Origin of the sequence: Chryseobacterium sp. SSA4.19 (assembly GCF_022601875.1) — a bacterium.
Classification (GTDB): domain Bacteria; phylum Bacteroidota; class Bacteroidia; order Flavobacteriales; family Weeksellaceae; genus Chryseobacterium.
Map to the genome: position 1 here is coordinate 23033 of NZ_JAKVIP010000007.1, position 18857 is coordinate 41889.

Below are 18857 nucleotides of genomic sequence, written 5' to 3' on the forward strand. Positions count from 1 at the left end.
TTTTCACAAAATAAATGCAAAATATACATATCACCGTTCCCATCACTGTTATTTATCTATTAAAAAATTAATTCCCGATTTAATATTGGGTTAATGAATAAATAACAAATAGTTTAATTATAGCAAATAACTGATAATCAATTTTTTAAATGTGCCATCCCAACGAGTGATACCTTTTAGGATATGGTTTTTTTCGCCGGACGAACGAGAATGATTTTCACGCCACATTTGCAGAAAAAAAACTATGAACAATTCTACTGGTTTTCCTAAACAAAAATTCAGAGTCATTCAGATATCTGCATTTTTTCTGATGGCTTCTTTGGGAACCGTTCATGCCCAGACAATTAAGGGAACTGTGGTCGGCAAAACAAACGGAGCGCTTCCGGGAGCAAACATTTCGATTGTGGATGCTGATGTGAAAGCCGCTTCATCACTCGACGGAGACTTCAATCTTCTTTCGCCCAGATTGGGAGAGATCAACATTAAGGTTGAATATCTTGGTTATGAAACAAAAATTTTCCCGGTTACGGTAAAAGAGGGGACAAACGATATCGGTTATATCACAATAGCTCCTGAAGAGAAGCAAAGCAGGGACAAAGTAAAAGATATTGAGCAGGTTGTGATTTCAAGGCCGAATGCCTTGACCCAGGCAAAAGCTTATGAAATCAAGAGAAACAATAATGCCATCATGGAAGTTATTGCCGCTGACGCCATCGGGAAACTTCCGGACAGGAACGCTGCTGAAGCAGTGCAAAGGGTTCAGGGAGTTGCCGTTGCACGATATCACGGTGAAGCAGATCAGGCGACCGTTCGTGGAACTCCTTTCTCATGGACTTCAGCATTGTTTAACGGAAACCGTCTCCCTAGTGCGAATGTTTTAGGGAACAGGTCTTTCGTCTTAGATGTGATCCCTTCCGAGCTGATCCAGTTTGTTCAGGTTTCAAAAGCTGTAATTCCCGATATGGACAGTGATGCCATCGGCGGAAGTATTAATTTTATTACAAGAACAGCTCCTGCAAAAAAGATTTTAAACATCAGTGGGGCCGGAGGATATAACACTTTTTCGCAGAATGCAACCTATAACGGATCAATAGTTTACGGAGATCGCTTTTTCAAAAATAAACTAGGCGTTATTCTTTCCGGTGCGATATGGGACAGGCAGTGGGGAGCTGATTCGTTTGATGTAACATACAATACCGCTGCTGCAAATGATATCCAGAAAAAATCAATCGGTACGGTAATGATGAAAAGATACATGGGAACAAGAAGAACGATAGGGTTTAATGGCGGACTGGAATATAAATTCAATGCCGATAATAAAATGTATTTCCGTGGAATGTTCAATAAGTTTGATGACATCCGCCCGGTTTACGAATCATATGTAGATTATACAAACAGCCGTTATCAGTATAACTTCAGATATTCCCATTACCAGACGGAATTATACGGAATGGAGTTAGGCGGGGAACATTCTCTTTCTGAAAAATTAAGTTTGGATTGGATGCTGAGTGATTACCATGCAAAATATTTTCTTGATACTCCGCCGACCAGTGAAATCAAGGGGCTTCCGATTGCTACGTTCAGGCAAAAAATCAAGGGCGGATTTACTAATCTTTCAAGCGACGGAAAACGGTACTGGGGATTTGATTCACCGAATGGAGTGGGAGGCGAATATCTTGATTACAGCTCTGACACGGCTAACCCGAATGAAACTATGAACGCCGGCAAACTACTGCTGTCTCAATTGGTTATTGCAAAATTAGATAATAATGAAAGAGATAAAATTGCGAGATTGAATGTAAAATATGATGTCAGTTCAAATGTAACAGTAAAAATCGGAGCAAAATACCGTGAAAAAGATAGAAACAGTACGTATGGTTACAATGCGGTCTACATTCCGAATGCAGCCTTAGGTATTCCGAATTCTCCGGCTTTGCTGGCTTTATCACAATTATCAACTAACGAACCTCCGAAGGGAACCGATTTCCTGAACGGGATGAACGGAAATTACAGTTCATACATCATGAACCCGCCGACAAAAGATCAGCTTTTCCAGATGTATTCCCCCGGATTTTTCCAGCAGAATGGTTTCAGGGATTTTTCAAGTGCGGAAACGAATGCGACAAGTGTTTACACAGGTAAAGAAAATGTTTTTGCAGCATATGCCATGGCTGAAATTAAAGCCACTGACCAATTTAAAATTGTAGGAGGTTTCAGAAATGAAACCACAAGATTAAGTTTATACGGATCAAAAGCTACGAAAGCAGGAACTCCGGCAACAACGGTAATCAGTCCGTCGGTTGTAGAAAGCAACTACAATGCTTTTCTGCCCATGCTACATTTACGATATAATTTTTTGCCCAAATCGAGCCTTCGCTTTGCCTATACGAGATCATTCATCAGACCAAATTTTGGGGATATGTCGCCAGGTTCCAGCATCGACAATACCACGAGCCCGAACAGAATTACAAGAGGAAATCCTGATCTGAAACCGACTTTCAGCCATAATTTTGATTTGATGGGTGAATATTATTTCAACAATATCGGTATTCTTTCGGGAGGTGTTTTTTACAAGAAGATTTCAGATATCGTATTTTCAAATACTTCAATGATGAATATCAACGGCACAGATTATATGGTGACGCAGGCGAAAAATCTTCAGGATTCCAACCTGCTTGGTCTTGAAATCGGAATTAATAAACGTCTTGATTTTCTGCCGGGAATCCTGAGCAATTTTGGGATTGAGTTTAACTATACCTTTATCAATTCAAATGTCGAAGTTCCCAGAACAGGAGCGGATGGAATACAATATTTTGACAAAACCACACTCCCGAATCAGTCAAAAAACCTTTTTAATGCGATTCTTTACTATGAAAGCAATAAAATTATGATTCGTCTTGCCGGGAATTACAGAGGGAAATCGGTAGAAACGATTAACCAAAACCTGGGCCCTCAATATTATATATGGTCGGATAAAAACTTTACCGTTGATTTTTCTGCAAGTTATGATGTGAGCAAAAAAGTCAAATTATTTATTGAATTAAACAACCTGAGCAATGAAAGCCTGAGGCTTTACATGGGCGACAACAAGAAGAGAATCACTTCCAATGAATGGTACGGAAGCAGGGGGCAATTGGGAGTTCGTTGGCAGATATTTTAAAAAATTATATATGAAAAAAATAGGATTAACTTTAGCAATCGTTGCTTTCGGAGTAACAGTCAATGCACAGATTACAGACAGTCTCCGCCGTGTGGTAAAAATGGAGGGAGCATACAATTTCAGAGATACCGGAGGCTATAAAACGGCTGACGGCAAAGAGGTTGCCTTGGGAAAGGTGTTCAGAAGTGATGCCATTGATAAATTATCGGATAAGGATTTAACAACCTTTAAAGACAAAAAAATCGTAACGGTGGTTGATTTCAGAGGTATTGAAGAAGCAAAAAAAGCTCCGGACAGGCTTCCGGAAAATACAAATTACCTGCTCTCTCCTGCCGGAAGCAATAATCTTCCGACAGCTCAGGATATGGCGAAAATGCTGAAAGACAAGAACTTTTTATTCGATATGTACGGAAAAGGCGGACTTCCTTATTTCGGGGAAAGATACAGGCCGCTGTTTGTTCAGCTATTGACCCTGGAGCCTGATGAAGCTTTACTTTTCCATTGTACCGGAGGAAGGGACAGAACCGGGATGGCTTCGGCACTGTTTTTAAAAATTTTAGGAGTTCCGCAAGAGGTGATTGAAAAGGATTATGTTGCATCCAATTATTACCTGTCGAAGAATCCGACCATGAAAGGAATGTATTCTGGCCTGTCTAAAATGTCGGGGATGACGGAAGCCGAGATTAAGCAGCAAATGGAATTAAGACCGGAACTCATCAGAAACTTCTTTAACACAATCAATACAAAATACGGAAGCATAGAAAATTTCTTCCAGGTTGAAATGGGAATGGGACCTAAAGAAATTGCACTTTTAAAACAAAAATATGTAAAGTAATAATTATAGGTTTTGTTTCGCTGCTCACGGTTAATTTTCAAAATAGATAAATGAACGGCTGATCGTTCATGATTCAAAAATACTTAGTTAGATTTTAAATAGATAGGCTGTCTCAGATTGAGATGGCTTATTTTATTTGTTTTCTGAAATTTCCAGATTAAAACTTTTCTGAAGGTCACTCCATGCTCCGCCGTTGTGGACATGTTTAAAGCCTTTCTCCTTTAAAATATGTTCAACCTTTACACTTCTGAGTCCGTGTGAACAGACGGTGATGTAGGTTTTATCCGGATCCAGTTCTCGGTATCTTTCCCTGATAGTCCCCAATGATATGTTTTGTGAACCTTCAATATGGCCTGTTTCAAATTCTTTTTCAGTGCGTACATCCAGAATAACGGCTCCCTGACGAATCAAAACATCTAAACCGTTATCCAGCGTTTGGTACTTATAGATCCGGTACACCACATAAACAATGAGGACAATCCCGCAAAAAATCAATAGCTTTTTCATAGCTTGCTGAGGATTTTTTTGTCGACATAGAAGGTACCGAATGGAATCATGCATGCTAAAAGCACTTTCCAGGTGGTCTCTTTAAATTTCCATTTCTGTTCGACTCCCACACTTAAGGTGTTAAATAAAAAAAGTAAAAACAAAGCTCCGTGGATTGGCCCCATGATCTTTACAAATGCAGGATTTCCCATTATATACTTTACAGGAACCGCTACAAATACAAGGGTCAGTAAAGAAATGCCTTCAAGAATCGCTATAATTCTCAGCATTCCGATATTGGTCTTCAATAAATTCATCATAATTATCTGAAATATGGTCTGTTTGTAAGAGGAGAAAATGGCCATGGAATTGCTATGAAAATGATAATTAAAGCAATGGTATACCACGTGAGCATCGTTTTAAATTTATCTTTATCAGAAGTCTTTCTCTTTGCTGCTGCTGATCCGACAGTTATTAAAACAATTGAAAACAACATCAGGCATATGTGGATGATGCTGAAAAATAAAATATCAAATGATTCTTCAGCTGCCTGAATATTTTTCCAGAAATAATTAACGACAGGACTTTTAGAATATAAAATAATACCTATGATTAATTGAATATGGGCAATCGTTGCTGTCCAGTGCCTTACGCAGTCATCTGTTTTTGAGAATTTTTTACCGGAAGAATATCCTTTGTAGGCAATGAAGACGGAATACAATAAGCTCAGCAAGACCAACCAACGAAAAGTGGAGTGCAGGAAAGTAAGAGTTTGGTACATAAATACATGTTAACTTCCTGACAAAGATATAATAAAAACATACTAATTAGTATTTTTTTAATGAAAAAAATTATTGAATGCTGCTAAAGTAAGACTTAAGTCCTTTCAAATAAACGAGATATACGGATTTTGAGTTTTCAAGTTTTCCCAGATTTCTGATTCCCCAATAGCCTGAAAGCACAAAAACAGCCACTTCCTTTGCACTTATATTACGTTTAACATACCCATTTTTCTTACCCGTTTCAATAGCTTCAATCATCGACGTTTCCCACTGTAAGGAGAGTTCGTTTAAGGCCTTGGTAAAAGCGGTATTCCAGGGAGCCATTTCCTGTGTAAAATTAGAAGCCGGACAACCATATTCTACTTTTAAATCTTCATTTTCCATCAGCAGATTATACATTAAATCGTAAATGGTATCCAGAGGGTTGCTGTTATTTTTAAAGGGTTCAATGAAAGCATTCTTAAACTTGGGTTTCATAAGTTCATTAATAATAGCCAGGCCCATTTCATCTTTTGTTTTGAAATGATAATAGAAAGCGCCTTTCGTTACCTGGGTCGTTGCAATAATCTCATCGATACTCGTGGTCTGGTAACCTTTGACATAGATGAGTTCAAATGCTTTCTGAAGAATATTTAAACGGGTAGCTTCTGATTTTTTCATAATAATTGGATATTGCAAAGGAACTGCTTTTAAATAACAACTGCAATCAGCTGTTATGCGCACCGTTGAATTTTTCATAAAACAAAAACAATCCGAATAGGTAAAATGAGTGCAGCAATTGAGATTCAATAGCAGACCAGTTTTCAATAGAGCTGCTTCCCAGGATCAGAATACTCATTAAAGCCAGACCAGAATACAGTGTGTATTGAGTCTTAAAATTGATTAGTAACAAAAGTCCGATTACCGCTTCTGCAACTGGAAGAAAATAACTGAACGGAAGGATCAGGGCTTCGGGTATTGCAGATTTCTCCATAGTCGTCAGCATCCAGTCACTGAATGCCTGAAGCTTCGGCAGGCGTACCATGCCGTGCCCGAGTAAGGAAACGGCCGCCGGCAGTCTTAAAAAGAAAAAAAAGGTTTTAAAATCTTTCATACCTATAAGGATTTAAACAGATTAGTGATCAGATGATTGCCTGAGGTAATTAATAATTCCTATGACATCCTCGTTCCCAAAACCTGCATCGTGCGCGGACTGATAGGTTTCAATAAGTACATTGGATAACGGGAAATGAGCTCCTGCATTTTTTGCCAGTAAAATATCTTTTAACATCAGATCCAATGCAAAAGCAGGCTCGTAATGATCAGCTGTCAGCAGAGGTGTTTTTACTTTGGTAGCTCCGCTTCCACTTGCGCTTTCATTAATGATATCCAGCATTTCCGCTCTTCCGATCCCCAGTTTATCAGATAATAAAATAGTTTCTGCCAATCCCTGGTAAATTGTGGAAATGAAATAATTAACCGATAATTTTGCGGCAATTCCTTTTCCGTTTTCACCCAAATGCTTGATGCTTTTTCCCATCTTCCGTAAATAAGGTTCAGCCCTACGGATATCTTTTTCTGCACCGCCGGCCATAATGATCAGCGTTCCTTCAGCAGCAGGTTTCGTGCTTCCTGCTACGGGAGCATCAATAAATCCGGCTTCTTTTATGATTATGGCTGCAGAAATCTCTTTCGTCAGTTCAGGAGAAATCGTGCTCATATCTACAAACAGTTTTTCAGAGATATTCTGCGTTAAAATTTCTTCATATACCGCCTTAACCGCATCATCATTGGTAAGCATTGTAAAGATAATATCACTGTTTCTGATTACTTCTGAAACGGTATGGCAGACCACGGAATTTTCTTTAAACTCCTCAGCTTTTTCAATCGTCCGGTTATAGACGGAAAGTAAAGATCCGGATTTTTCTAAATTTTTTGCCATAGGGCGGCCCATATTTCCCAGCCCGATAAACCCCAGTTTCTCTTCTTTCATTGTATAATTAATTGATGTTACAACAAATAATTTTCTGTATTAATCGATTTTTTGACAGCAAAAAACTGACCAGATTGTATATATTAAAGATAGTAAAGCTTATTTATAATTCAAAAAGTATGTGTTTAAATCATCAGTGGCTTATATACATATTTCTGTATTCAAAATTTTTTTTTATGGCAAATGTTACGGAATTTTGCAAAAAAAATAATGAAGGTAATTGATATTGCAAGCTGGAACAGAAAAGAGCATTTTGATTTTTTTTCACAAATGGCAAGTCCGTATTTTGGATTTACAACAGAAGTCGACTGTACACAGGCCTATAAAGAATCGAAAGAAAAAGGCTGTTCTTTTTTTGCAAAATATCTTCATGCATCAATGATTGCGGTAAATTCAGTTGATGAACTGAAAATGCGTATTCTCGGTGACAACATCGTTTTGTATGATACGGTAAATGCGGGAACGACGATCGGAAGGGCAGACGGAACCTTTGGTTTTGCCTACATCCATTTCTCTGAGGATTTTCATACCTTTACTACTGAGCTTCAGGAAGAAATTGCCGGCGTGCAAAACTCGGTTGGACTCAGGATGAATAATGGAGAGCTGGGAAAAGACCTGATCAGGCATTCTGCCATTCCCTGGAATTCTTTTTCAGCACTTCTTCATCCGACACCGCTTGATAAAACCGAATCGGTGCCGAAAATTACATTTGGAAAATTCAGCATCAGAGAAGGCAGGTATTATCTTCCGGTTTCAGTAGAGGCCCATCATGGCCTTGCGGACGGATTTCATCTCGCAAAGTATCTTGAAAAATTTCAAACACAGCTGGATCGGCAGCATTAAATATTTTATTGTTTATATTCACCCAGATTTATCTAATTTAATTTTATACACGATTGAGCGTATTATATCTGTATTTCCACTATATGTTACCTGTAAAATTAATTATTTGTAATTCTTCCATTTTCTTCATGATTTTTCAACCCGCTTTTTAAACAAATCAAAATTCAGCTATTTTTTGCTTTAAAACATTTAATCACAACGAATTATTGTCTGTGTCGTAATTAAAATATCTTTTCATAGCAGGATTATTAAAAAGCATATTCAAAAATATGATTCATTTTTATCAGATATTGATTGTAATCATAAAAATGACGATCATAAAAGTCTAGTTTTGTTATCGGATATGTAACTCGCTTTGTTTCAGATAAAAATAAAGAGTATAAAAATATACGTGGTATGCATGTGGTATTTTAATTAAAAGAAATTTTAATCATTTTTTATTTCTTTGTTTTTATCAAAGTTAAAAGTTAAGTTTTAGTAATATATTTTAACGACACCATGAAAAAATATTACGTACAGCAAAGACGATACAATTTCCAAATGATAAAATAGTAAGCATAAGATAATTCATAGGAAAAAGAGTGTAACCTTTCAATGAAGCAATTGTGCGAAGAGTGATTTAATACTGAAGCTTATGATAAGCAACAGAAATTAGAAGAGACGAGATATATTATGAGAAACGAAAAAACTGAATTTAATTTAGAAGATTTAAACCAAAAGATTTTTGTACAGGATGAAATTTTAGCCTTAGCAAAAGAGAATTCACCACGTCTGTTGAGCAAATTCAGATTAGTGGATCCTGATTTTTTTAATGCATTGTCTGCTATTCAGCCGAATCTTAAAAATTCTGAATTGATTTTTTGTATTTATTTAAAACTTAATTTAACAACGAAAGAAATCGCAACGTATACTTACGTAACTCCAAAAGCCATACAGAACCGTAAAAACAGGCTGAGGAAAAAATTGAATATTGCATCAACAGTTGATATTTATAAATGGTTTAATGATCTTTAAACCATTTTTTTTAATTTGTGTTAAGTACCAGTTGATTAATAACTCATCTTTTTGCTGTTGTATTTAAATTTTATCTCTTTGAATATTCTCAATTAACATCCACTATCTTATTCCATATCAGTATTAGTGATTAAGTAAATATATACAGATCATTAATATTTTTATTCAGGATAAATATTCCGAATTCTATGTTTAAATTTGTACTTTCCCTGGGCTTATGCTCAGGATGGTTTAAGTTTGAATAAAAATAATGAAAATAGAAATCTGGTCGGACGTAATGTGTCCGTTTTGCTATATCGGAAAAAATAACTTTGAAAAGGCACTTGAGAATTTACCTTTTAAAAACGAAGTGGAAGTAGAATGGAAAAGCTTTCAGCTGGATCCTGCTTTACCTGCTGATAAATCTCTGAGCACGTTTGATTATTTCAGGGAAAAGAAAGGTTTTCCGGAAGCGCAGGCGAGGCAGATGATTGCACAGGTAAAAGAAATGGGCAGCAGCGCAGGAATCAATTTTAATTTTGAAAATGCTCTGATCGTCAATACATTTCCGGCTCATAAAATTCTTCATCTGGCAAAAAAACATCGTCAATCCAATGAAATGGAAGATGCTCTTTTCAGGGCACACTTTACCGACGGAAAAAATGTTTCCGATACTCAAACCTTAATTTCACTGGCAGATTCATTGGGAATTGATAAACAGGAAACCGAACAGGTTTTAACTTCTAAAGCATTCAATAATGAAGTCAGCCAGGATATTCTTGATGCGAAGAAACACGGAATTTCCGGGGTTCCGTTCTTTGTTCTGAACGGAAAATATGCGGTTTCGGGAGCGCAACCCGTTGAAGTATTTCAAAATGCACTGATACAGACCTACAATGAAACGGTTTTACCTTTACAGAACCTTACAAAAGATGATCATAGCAACTCCTGTGATACGGAAGGAAATTGCACTATCTAATCTGAATCCATATTTTTGAGAACAATTTAACAGTCCATTTTCAAATGATAAAAATTACCGGTGAACTTCAGTTCAATATTGAGAAAACACTTTTTGTTTTCGCGCTGGATTCGGAAGCAGGCAAAGTGTTCAATGATAAAAATAAATTAATTACAGGCATCGGGAAGGTAAATGCTGCCATTGAACTGACGCAGGAAATCCAGCGCCGCAAACCTGAACTGATTGTCAATCTCGGTTCTGCCGGAAGCAAAAGCTTTCATAAAGGAGAAGTGGTGTGCTGTACAAAATTTATCCAGCGGGACATGGATGTTCGGGGGCTCGGTTTTGAATTGTATGAAACCCCGCTTTCCGGAATTCCGCCGGTTCTTGAATATGGCATGGAAAAAGAAGGCCTGCCAAAAGGAATCTGCGGAACAGGGGACAGCTTTGAAATGAATCATGCAGAGACAGTGTATGATATTGTAGATATGGAAGCTTATCCTCTGGCTCTGATTGCCATGAAAAAAGACATTCCTTTTTTATGTTTAAAGTATATTTCTGATGATGCAGGAAGCGAAGCAGCAGACGACTGGACAGTACAGGTTCATCTGGCTTCGGAAGCCTTTAATCAAATTTTATTCTCATAAAATGAATCACAATGGCATCAATTAATATACGTAAAGCTTCTGCTGACGAGCTGGAAACCCTCCAGGCCTTAGCCAGAGAAACCTTTTACGAAACTTTTGCAAAAGATAATGCTGAGGATGAAATGCAGACATATCTTGATGAGAGTTTTTCGACTGGGAAACTGCTTCAGGAATTGAATACTGCTAATTCTCATTTTTTCATAGCCTGGGAAGATCAGGATCCCATCGGTTACCTTAAAGTAAATACAGGAAATGCACAGACCGAACTTCAGGACGAAACATCCATAGAAATTGAAAGAATTTATGTGAAATCTTCCCACCACGGTAAAAAGGTTGGTCAGCTGCTCTATGATAAAGCATTGGAATCAGCACTTCAGGAAAATAAAAAATACCTTTGGCTGGGTGTCTGGGAAGAAAACCTGCGGGCTGTTACCTTTTATAAAAAAAACGGCTTTGTTACATTTGATCAACATATTTTCAGATTAGGCAGTGAACAACAGACCGACCTGATGATGAGAAAAGACTTAGAATAATTAAATTTCATAAATTTCAGCATCCGTGAATACATAGAATCTTCCGTTTTTAGGAAGATTTTTTGTATCCAGTCCTGTAAATTCACTGAAAGCGGGAAGCAACAACTGGTTATCTGTAAGAACAAAACAAGGGAGTTTAATTTTTTTTACCGCTGAATGGATCACAAAACCAGGATGAATATGGCCTGTTACCTGAAGTTTTGACTGTTTTTCTTCAAAATCATGAACAAAAACAAGTTCATTGAGTTCCAGGGATTTTGACCTGGAATTTAAGCATAATTTAGCTTCCAGGTTTTTAGAGATCCTGTCATGGTTTCCTTCGATCAGATAAAACTGTAAATCAGGATACTGATTTCGCCAGTTACAAAATTCATCTACATCTGAATTGTCGCCTGCATGAAGCAGATCTCCCACCACTAAAAATTTTTCAGGCTGGAAATATTCAATTAGGATGGATAAGCGTTCCAGGTCATTTTTCATAATCTGGTTCGCCAGGGCAATGCCGTTTTTCCTGAAATGGGCGGTTTTCCCGATATGCAGGTCTGATAATACCAATGCTTTCTGCTCTTTCCAGAATAAAGCTCTCTGATTGGTTAAAGTAAAAATTTCGTTTTGTACCGTTATATTTTTTGTAACTATTTTCATTGTTAAGATTTAATATCATTCTTCATTCACTTGCTTTGTCATCTTTATCTTACTTTCTTTGCCTGCTGAATGAGCTTCTGGATCCTTGAATCCAGATCTTCGCTCGAAAGGGTCTGCCGCAGGCTGTCCACCTTAATCGGAAAGCTCAGAGGAGTAAAGGAGTTCGCATATTTCAGGATAATCTTTGAATGCTCAATCCTCTTGAATGCTTCCACCAGCCTCTGTTCCTGCAGCTGCATATTGAAAACTTCCGTGTAAGCCTGTCTTACCAGGAAATTATTCGGGTCATAATCTTCCAATACTTTAAAAATCAGTCCGGCTGAGCTTTGCAGTGATTTATTTGACCGCTGCTGGCCTGGAAAATTCTGGACTACCATACCTGAAATCACTGCAATATCGCGGAATTTACGTCTTGCCATTTCTGCAGAATTAATACTCGAAATGACATCGTTCATAAGGTTATCGCGGGTTAAAATCCGGTGAAGGTTTTCTTCATTCAGAGGAATTTCTTTATCGCTGAACAGCTCAAAACCATAATCATTCATGGCCATGGAAAAAGAAATAGGTGCCAGTTTTGAAATCCGGTATGCAATGAGGGCCGCCATCACTTCATGAACCAATCTTCCTTCAAAAGGATACATAAACAGATGATAACCTTCTCTGTTTTTAATCAGTTCTACCAGAAATTCATCATCTTTGGGAATGTGCGAACGTTCTTCCTGATTGGCCAGCAGCGGATGAAGAAATTTAAGCTCTTTCTCAGAAGCTTTCGGGTTAAGGGCTCCGGATAACTTTTCCCTTAAAAAATGCCCCAGATTTGAGCTTAGAGGCAATCTTCCGCCCAGGTAACTTGGAGCGTATGCTTTTCCTTTTGCTGCCCTTACGTATACAGTCATGTCTTTGATCATCGTGACTTCCAGCACCCGGCCCGCAAGAATAAATTTATCTTCTTTTTTTAATCTTGAAATAAAATATTCTTCGACCATTCCTATATATCCGCCGGAAATAAACTTCACTTTCAGCATGGCATCGCTTACAATTACTCCCATATTCATCCTGTGGAGCATGGCAATCCTCCGCGAAGTCACTTTGTAAAGTCCGTTTTCATCAATGACCACTTTATGAAACTCTTCATAGCTTTTAAGTGCTTTGCCGCCTATCGTTAAAAAATCAATGATTCCTTTCCATTCTTCTTCATTCATTTCCCGGAAAGCAAACGTTTCTTTAATCCTCGGGTACATTTCATAAGGATAAAAGCCATCCCCAACCGCCAGAGTCATCATAAACTGAACCAGCACATCGAAACATAATACCTGCGGATCGCGGGGCTCTATCACGTTATTTTTAACAGCCTCCTTCAAAGCGGAAACCTCGATCAGCTCTAAGGAATGGGTAGGCACACAATAAATCTTTGAAGTTTCAAAAGGAGAATGCCCGCTTCTTCCGGCCCGCTGGAGAAACCTGGCTACACCCTTTGCAGAACCGACCTGAATCACCGTATCTACAGGCTTAAAATCGATTCCCAGATCCAGCGATGAGGTCGATACCACGGCTTTCAGTTTTCCGGAGCTTAGATTTTCTTCGATCCAGATCCTTAAATGTGCATCAATAGAACTGTGGTGGATTGCAATCTGGCCTGCGAAATCCGGATACGCATTCAGCAGTAGCTGGTACCACATTTCACTCTGGCTCCTCGTATTTGTAAAAACGATTGTAGAGTTGGAATTCAGGATGATCGGAACTACTTTATCGGCAAGTTTATGCCCTAAATGTCCTGCCCAGGGTAAAATTTCAACTTCATCCGGCAGCACCGGGACAATATCGATTTTCTTTTTTTCTTTAGCAGTAACGGTTGTTTTCTTTATATCATAGGGGATCAGCACTTCCATGGCTTCATCGAGATTTCCGATGGTTGCGGTAATTCCCCAGATTTTCATTTCAGGGACATACTTTCTGAGCTGTGAAATACCCAATTCGATCATGACTCCACGCTTTGAACCCAGTAGCTCGTGCCATTCATCAATCACAATAACCTGTAAGTTTTTAAAGAACCGCTGATGGTTTTTCTGTCCGAGCAGCAGGTGCAGGCTCTCCGGGGTAGCTACTAATACTTCAGGCATATTTCTGACCTGCTGCTGCCGTATTTTCGGATCCGTATCTCCGTTTCTTACACCGACAAGCCAATCCAGCCCGATTTCATCAATCGCTTCCTGCATGGCTTTGGCTATATCTTTTGAAAGGGAACGCAGGGGAGTGATCCATATCATTTTCAGCCCTTTTTCATATTTTTCGGGACGATTAAGAAAATCGGTAATTAAAGCTAAAAAAACGGAATAGGTCTTTCCAAATCCGGTCGGAGCAATAACCATTCCGCTGTATCCGTTTCCGAATTTGCGCCAGGTTTCCGTCTGAAATCTGAAAGGGGAAATGCGTTTATCTGCCATCCAGTTCTGGATGACATTAAATCCGTTGGTATCTTCAAAAGCAGCCAAATTACAATTTTCTATTTAGATGTATAAAGGAATTCTTGTTAATAAAAATTATGAATTACTGGATCAGTTTTTTTATTTCTTCCAGATCATCGATTTCATCGGCTGTCTTATCTTTCCGCCATCTCAGGATCCTTGGAAAACGCAGCGCGACGCCGCTTTTGTGACGACTGCTGAATCCGATGCCTTCAAATGCAATTTCAAAAACAAGTTCTGCTTTAACTGTCCGGACCGGACCGAATTTCTCAATGGCATTTTTGTTCACAAAACGGCTGACCTCCATAATTTCCTTATCTGTCAGTCCGGAATAGGCTTTGGCAATCGTAACCAGCGCATCACCGTTTTTTACGGCAAATGTATAATCGGTATAGTAAGCGCTTCGCCGTCCGCTTCCTTTCTGTGCATAGATCAACACTGCATCTATAGTCAGCGGATTGATTTTCCATTTCCACCAGTCTCCTTTTTTACGTCCGGAATGGTAAAAAGAATTCTTTTGCTTCAGCATTAAACCTTCACTGTTAATGTCCCGGGACTTTTCTCTGATTTGGTTGAGATCTTCCCAGTTTTTAAAATCAATAGATTGGGAAAGCTGTATATTTTCAGGGCTTTCATTTAACAGCAATTCTTCCAGCATGGCTCGTCTTGCTGCAATAGGCTTTTCACGCAGGTCGGTATTTTCCAGTTCCAGGATATCATACGCGAATACCTGGATCGGAATCTCGGAAAGCATTTTTTTAGTTAGGGTTTTCCTGTTAAGCCTCTTCTGTAATTCATTAAAATTTAATACTTTGTTGTCTTTAACAGCGAGTATTTCTCCGTCAATCACAAAATTGCCTTTCATATGCTGAACCACTTCCGTTATCTCAGGGAACTGTTCGGTAATCAGCTCTTCACCTCTCGACCATATAAAAACTTCGTCATTTCTTCTGATAATCTGGCCGCGGATTCCGTCCCATTTATATTCCACGAGCCATTCATCCGGAGCTCCAAGCTCTTCCAGCTCTTTTTCCAAAGGATAGGCCAGGCAGAAAGGGTAAGGTTTTGAATTGTCAGGATTAATATTCTCTGCAGAAATAAGCTCCTGGAATGAAACCTCATCCGGCGCCCATTTTCCCATGAGGCTATGCATCAGGGTGCTGGATTCCTGTTCCGAAAATTTTGTCAAAGCATTGATCAGGGTCTTATCAGAAACTCCGATGCGAAAACTTCCTCCTAATAATTTATTGAAAATCAATCGCTCTGTGTAGTCCAGTCCATTCCATGAGCGTAATACAAACTCTTTTTTTTCATTATCAGGCATTCCTTTTAAACTGATAATATCATTCATCCACTGAGATAAGGTGCGTTCGATTTTTTCAGTTGGCGGCGGAAGGATCAATGAAATGGTTTCTCCAAGATCTCCTACGGAAGAATAGCTTTCCTGAAACAGCCAGAAAGGGAGTCCGGTAATGTCCAGCGCCCATTCTTTCATATAGTTTGTATTGACATTCCGTTTCGGCCTTTTACCGGTGAAGAGCGCAATAAACCATACTTTATCGTCATCTGGAGCCCGTTCCAGATAATCGATGATTGCATCTATTTTAGCATTGGTTTTATTGGTACTTTCAAGGGCATTGATCAGTTCTGCGAAATGCTTCATAAGTTAACCGTATAATTTGTTAGTCACGAATCTTTGATTTATTACAGGAGGTTAAACCCTAATCAATATCAAAGCTTTTCATCAATGTTAAATTGTTCATATTCAGTTTGAAGAGATATCTAATCTTTTGTGGAAGATTCAGTATTCTCAACAGTTTCTTTATCATTTTCCTCTTCATCATCGCCGTAGAGCGTTTCTACGACATCAGATTTGATCCCGATTTCATTTAAATATTTTGAGAAAACTTCGGTCTGACCGTGTGTCACATGAACAATTTCTGCTTCCGTAGCTTTTATAGCCTGCAGCAAGCCGCCCCAGTCGGCATGGTCACTCATAGGGAACCCGGCATCTGCACTGCGCCATCTTCTGGCACCACGTACCTGCATCCAGCCGGAACAGATTGCCGTCGCCGGATTCGGGATCTTTTTTATGACATTGCTGTCTAATAAGGCTGGCGGGACAATCACAATATCATCCTGTACATGTTTCACACTTTCCCTGAAATCAGGAACTTCATATTCCGGAAGTTCGATTCCGACATTTTCAAAAGCTTCATTCAGTTTTCCGATGGAGTAGTGGACATGGATTTTCCCAAGTCCTTCCACTGCTTTCATAATCCGTTGGGCTTTACCTAAGGAATATCCGATGAATACTGATGTTTTCTGGTTTTCTTTATTTCTGAGCACCCAATTCTGCATTCTCTTATTAAGATCCTCCACTTCCAGCCAGTTGTAAATCGGAAGTCCAAAGGTACTTTCAGTAACAAATTCATTGCATCTTACCAGTTCAAAGGGCGTACTTAAGCCGTCATCCTGTACTTTATAATCTCCGGAAACTACACTTACATAGCCTTTGTATTCAAGACGGATCTGCGCTGAACCGATGATATGGCCTGCCGGATGGAGTGAAACTTTTACACCGTTCATATTAATAATCTCACCATATTCCACACTCTGGCATTCAATATCCTCACTGATTCTTTTGTGCAGGATGGGTTTTGTAAAATGATGGCAAAGGTATTTCTTCATTCCCCACCGGGCGTGATCAGCGTGTCCGTGTGTGATTAAAGCAAGGTCTACCGGCCGCCACGGGTCAATATAAAATTTTCCCTGCGGACAATAAATGCCTTTATTGGTAAATGTGATTAGTTTCAAGGGTAAATAGATTTAGATGTACCCTTCAAAAACCTAACCAAAAAATAAGTGTTTTATAACTTTGTCCGAAAGATAAGATAAACTCGTATCCTGCCTGAATAATTAATTTTTGCGATATACTAATTTACTGATTCCTTTTTAACATTTTTAATTAAATCCGGACTTCTATTCCACAAACTGATCATCAGCAAAGCATCTTAATGGCATCGGAAAAGATGGCGACCGATTTTTCCATCTCTTCAATATTTAAATGCCCGAACCCTAAACGCATGGCGGTAAGGTTTTTATTCTGATAGAGCAGAGTTTTGGGAATAAACAGATTATTTTTTGAGCAATCCTTGGCAAGTTGCATAAGATTTAGAGGAATGTTCCATTCTGCCCAGATGGCCAATCCGCCAGCCGGCTTCTCAAATTGTAGATAATCGCCGAGGTTTTCCCTGATCAATTGTGCAAAATAATCCCGACGCTGCTGATAAATTTTGATGGATTTCTTTAAGTATCTATTAATTTCCCCTTCTGCAATCAGTTCGCCCAGAACATGTTCCATCAGGACATCTCCCTGCCTGTCTATAATCCCAAGATATTTTCGCATTTCGGCCATCAGATTTTCAGGCGCCACAATAAATCCCGTCCTGAAACCCGGGGCCAGAGATTTCCCGAAAGATCCGATGTAAATAACCATTCCGTTTGTATCTGCACTTGCAAGAGGAAGAATAGGACTTTTGTCATAATGAAAATCATAATCGTAATCATCTTCCAGAATGATAAAACCAAACTCTTCAGCAAGGTTTAATAATTCCAGTCTGCGTTGTGCACTCAGGGTAACGGTGGTTGGGTAGTGGTGATGAGGAGTGATATAGAGCATCCTGATTTTTTGCTTTGTACAGATTTTCTTTATTTCATCCACATCAATACCATCTTTATCTACGGAAACCGTCATCACCCTGACTCCTGTTTTCTGAAAAATCATATTGACGGAAAAATAACTTAAGTTGCCTACGAGAACAATATCTCCTTCCGATAAAAGAATTTCAGAAGCAATATATACACTCATTTCCGTACTGCGCGTAATAAGAAGATTATTCTTTGTAATAGGCAGCCCTCTTGATAAATTTAAATACCTTGAAAGATTCTCTTTAAAAAATTCGCTCCCGTCCTGATTATAATTGCCGGTTTTATGAGCTTTTCTTTTTAATGTTGAACTGTATATTCTGGATTGTTGGTCAATCTGCGTCAGGCGGATATCAGGAGATCCGTCATTAAAGCTGTATTGACATCTTGAATATTCAAATGGATTGTCGAGAATATTCGAAATTTTAAACTTGAATCCCGTTTTTTTTGGATAATGTTCCAAGTGATCATCTCTGAATTCTTTAAGGGATAGTGATTTTCCCAAATGTTCCCCGATAACAAACGTTCCTTTATTAGGAAGACATTCTACCCAGCCCTGGGCCAGTAATTCATCATAAACTGAAATGGCTGTATTCCGGTGAACTTCCAGAATCTTACTCAAAGCCCTGCTTCCGGGAAGCTTGGTTCCGAATGGCAAATAGCCTCTTTGGATCGCATTAATCAATTGATTAGCAATCTGCATATACACTGAAGTTTCCGAAATCCTGTCAATGAGAACAAAACTTCTGTAAGGAATCTCAACCGGACTATCCATAATATTAAAACTGGCACTGATAAACCATCCGGCAATATACTAGTTTTGAACAAAA

Annotated in this window: 18 protein-coding genes; 7 read left to right on the plus strand and 11 right to left on the minus strand. The window is 38.7% G+C overall.

The annotated features are described in order from the left end of the window. The first annotated feature begins 244 nt into the window (after nucleotides 1-244). Both MKJ01_RS06380 and MKJ01_RS06385 read left to right on the plus strand, forming a co-directional pair. Complete coding sequence (locus MKJ01_RS06380; protein ID WP_241612680.1) at nucleotides 245-3160, plus strand: TonB-dependent receptor; 2916 nt, start codon at nucleotides 245-247, stop codon at nucleotides 3158-3160. 10 nt (nucleotides 3161-3170) lie between these two features. Beyond that, the gene (locus tag MKJ01_RS06385) at nucleotides 3171-3995 is read left to right on the plus strand and encodes a tyrosine-protein phosphatase (protein WP_241612682.1); all 825 of its coding nucleotides are present in this window, start codon (nucleotides 3171-3173) and stop codon (nucleotides 3993-3995) included. A 132-nt stretch (nucleotides 3996-4127) separates the two neighbouring features. On the opposite strand, the gene MKJ01_RS06390 is transcribed toward MKJ01_RS06385, so the two are convergent. The 6 genes from MKJ01_RS06390 to MKJ01_RS06415 all read right to left on the minus strand — a co-directional run bounded on the left by MKJ01_RS06390 (nucleotide 4128) and on the right by MKJ01_RS06415 (nucleotide 7235). Then, nucleotides 4128-4502, minus strand: a complete 375-nt coding sequence (locus tag MKJ01_RS06390) for a rhodanese-like domain-containing protein (RefSeq protein ID WP_241612684.1) — start codon at nucleotides 4500-4502, stop codon at nucleotides 4128-4130. Next, nucleotides 4499-4801 (minus strand): DUF3817 domain-containing protein, encoded by a 303-nt coding sequence (locus MKJ01_RS06395; protein WP_241612686.1) that lies wholly within the window; start codon nucleotides 4799-4801, stop codon nucleotides 4499-4501. The genes MKJ01_RS06390 and MKJ01_RS06395 overlap by 4 nt, the downstream gene beginning before the upstream one ends. A gap of 2 nt (nucleotides 4802-4803) precedes the next feature. Then, nucleotides 4804-5262: a hypothetical protein gene (locus MKJ01_RS06400; RefSeq protein WP_241612688.1), complete on the minus strand. Its 459-nt coding sequence runs from the start codon at nucleotides 5260-5262 to the stop codon at nucleotides 4804-4806. 70 nt (nucleotides 5263-5332) lie between these two features. Beyond that, complete coding sequence (locus tag MKJ01_RS06405; RefSeq protein WP_241612690.1) at nucleotides 5333-5923, minus strand: TetR/AcrR family transcriptional regulator; 591 nt, start codon at nucleotides 5921-5923, stop codon at nucleotides 5333-5335. Between the two features lie 46 nt (nucleotides 5924-5969). Next, nucleotides 5970-6356 carry a MauE/DoxX family redox-associated membrane protein gene (locus MKJ01_RS06410; RefSeq protein WP_241612692.1) on the minus strand — a complete coding sequence of 129 codons (387 nt, stop codon included), beginning with the start codon at nucleotides 6354-6356 and terminating at the stop codon, nucleotides 5970-5972. Nucleotides 6357-6377: 21 nt separating this feature from the next. Continuing rightward, a complete protein-coding gene (locus tag MKJ01_RS06415) occupies nucleotides 6378-7235 on the minus strand; it encodes an NAD(P)-dependent oxidoreductase (RefSeq protein ID WP_241612694.1) in 858 nt (285 codons plus the stop codon). 210 nt (nucleotides 7236-7445) lie between these two features. Here MKJ01_RS06415 and MKJ01_RS06420 point away from each other — a divergent pair, with 210 nt between their 5' ends. The 5 genes from MKJ01_RS06420 (at nucleotide 7446) to MKJ01_RS06440 (ending at nucleotide 11209) form a co-directional block, all read left to right on the plus strand. Beyond that, a complete protein-coding gene (locus MKJ01_RS06420) occupies nucleotides 7446-8078 on the plus strand; it encodes a chloramphenicol acetyltransferase (protein WP_241612696.1) in 633 nt (210 codons plus the stop codon). A gap of 672 nt (nucleotides 8079-8750) precedes the next feature. Continuing rightward, nucleotides 8751-9092, plus strand: a complete 342-nt coding sequence (locus tag MKJ01_RS06425) for a hypothetical protein (RefSeq protein ID WP_241612698.1) — start codon at nucleotides 8751-8753, stop codon at nucleotides 9090-9092. A gap of 250 nt (nucleotides 9093-9342) precedes the next feature. Continuing rightward, nucleotides 9343-10050: a DsbA family oxidoreductase gene (locus tag MKJ01_RS06430; RefSeq protein WP_241612699.1), complete on the plus strand. Its 708-nt coding sequence runs from the start codon at nucleotides 9343-9345 to the stop codon at nucleotides 10048-10050. Nucleotides 10051-10094: 44 nt separating this feature from the next. Beyond that, nucleotides 10095-10676, plus strand: a complete 582-nt coding sequence (locus tag MKJ01_RS06435) for a hypothetical protein (protein WP_241612701.1) — start codon at nucleotides 10095-10097, stop codon at nucleotides 10674-10676. Between the two features lie 11 nt (nucleotides 10677-10687). Beyond that, nucleotides 10688-11209, plus strand: a complete 522-nt coding sequence (locus MKJ01_RS06440; protein WP_241612703.1) for a GNAT family N-acetyltransferase — start codon at nucleotides 10688-10690, stop codon at nucleotides 11207-11209. Here MKJ01_RS06440 and pdeM read toward each other — a convergent pair whose 3' ends face one another. From pdeM to MKJ01_RS06465, 5 genes are all read right to left on the minus strand, one after another. Further along, nucleotides 11210-11854, minus strand: coding sequence for a ligase-associated DNA damage response endonuclease PdeM (pdeM, locus tag MKJ01_RS06445; protein WP_241612705.1), 645 nt, complete (start codon nucleotides 11852-11854; stop codon nucleotides 11210-11212). It abuts the gene before it with no gap. 44 nt (nucleotides 11855-11898) lie between these two features. Further along, nucleotides 11899-14346 (minus strand): ligase-associated DNA damage response DEXH box helicase, encoded by a 2448-nt coding sequence (locus MKJ01_RS06450; protein ID WP_241612707.1) that lies wholly within the window; start codon nucleotides 14344-14346, stop codon nucleotides 11899-11901. Between the two features lie 55 nt (nucleotides 14347-14401). Continuing rightward, nucleotides 14402-15982, minus strand: a complete 1581-nt coding sequence (locus MKJ01_RS06455) for an ATP-dependent DNA ligase (protein ID WP_241612709.1) — start codon at nucleotides 15980-15982, stop codon at nucleotides 14402-14404. A 119-nt stretch (nucleotides 15983-16101) separates the two neighbouring features. Further along, nucleotides 16102-17136, minus strand: a complete 1035-nt coding sequence (locus MKJ01_RS06460; RefSeq protein ID WP_241612711.1) for a ligase-associated DNA damage response exonuclease — start codon at nucleotides 17134-17136, stop codon at nucleotides 16102-16104. Between the two features lie 184 nt (nucleotides 17137-17320). Further along, nucleotides 17321-18802: a PLP-dependent aminotransferase family protein gene (locus MKJ01_RS06465; protein ID WP_241612713.1), complete on the minus strand. Its 1482-nt coding sequence runs from the start codon at nucleotides 18800-18802 to the stop codon at nucleotides 17321-17323. Nucleotides 18803-18857: the final 55 nt, after the last annotated feature.

Excerpts from the sequence above, each read along its gene's own strand:
- MKJ01_RS06405 (WP_241612690.1), bottom strand. The coding sequence starts at position 5,923 with ATGAAAAAATCAGAAGCTACCCGTTTAAATATTCTTCAGAAAGCATTT.
- MKJ01_RS06425 (WP_241612698.1), top strand. The coding sequence starts at position 8,751 with ATGAGAAACGAAAAAACTGAATTTAATTTAGAAGATTTAAACCAAAAG.
- MKJ01_RS06440 (WP_241612703.1), top strand. The coding sequence starts at position 10,688 with ATGGCATCAATTAATATACGTAAAGCTTCTGCTGACGAGCTGGAAACC.
- MKJ01_RS06430 (WP_241612699.1), top strand. The coding sequence starts at position 9,343 with ATGAAAATAGAAATCTGGTCGGACGTAATGTGTCCGTTTTGCTATATC.
- MKJ01_RS06415 (WP_241612694.1), bottom strand. The coding sequence starts at position 7,235 with ATGAAAGAAGAGAAACTGGGGTTTATCGGGCTGGGAAATATGGGCCGC.
- MKJ01_RS06400 (WP_241612688.1), bottom strand. The coding sequence starts at position 5,262 with ATGTACCAAACTCTTACTTTCCTGCACTCCACTTTTCGTTGGTTGGTC.
- MKJ01_RS06385 (WP_241612682.1), top strand. The coding sequence starts at position 3,171 with ATGAAAAAAATAGGATTAACTTTAGCAATCGTTGCTTTCGGAGTAACA.
- pdeM (WP_241612705.1), bottom strand. The coding sequence starts at position 11,854 with ATGAAAATAGTTACAAAAAATATAACGGTACAAAACGAAATTTTTACT.
- MKJ01_RS06390 (WP_241612684.1), bottom strand. The coding sequence starts at position 4,502 with ATGAAAAAGCTATTGATTTTTTGCGGGATTGTCCTCATTGTTTATGTG.
- MKJ01_RS06435 (WP_241612701.1), top strand. The coding sequence starts at position 10,095 with ATGATAAAAATTACCGGTGAACTTCAGTTCAATATTGAGAAAACACTT.
- MKJ01_RS06465 (WP_241612713.1), bottom strand. The coding sequence starts at position 18,802 with ATGGATAGTCCGGTTGAGATTCCTTACAGAAGTTTTGTTCTCATTGAC.
- MKJ01_RS06410 (WP_241612692.1), bottom strand. The coding sequence starts at position 6,356 with ATGAAAGATTTTAAAACCTTTTTTTTCTTTTTAAGACTGCCGGCGGCC.
- MKJ01_RS06420 (WP_241612696.1), top strand. The coding sequence starts at position 7,446 with ATGAAGGTAATTGATATTGCAAGCTGGAACAGAAAAGAGCATTTTGAT.
- MKJ01_RS06455 (WP_241612709.1), bottom strand. The coding sequence starts at position 15,982 with ATGAAGCATTTCGCAGAACTGATCAATGCCCTTGAAAGTACCAATAAA.
- MKJ01_RS06380 (WP_241612680.1), top strand. The coding sequence starts at position 245 with ATGAACAATTCTACTGGTTTTCCTAAACAAAAATTCAGAGTCATTCAG.
- MKJ01_RS06395 (WP_241612686.1), bottom strand. The coding sequence starts at position 4,801 with ATGATGAATTTATTGAAGACCAATATCGGAATGCTGAGAATTATAGCG.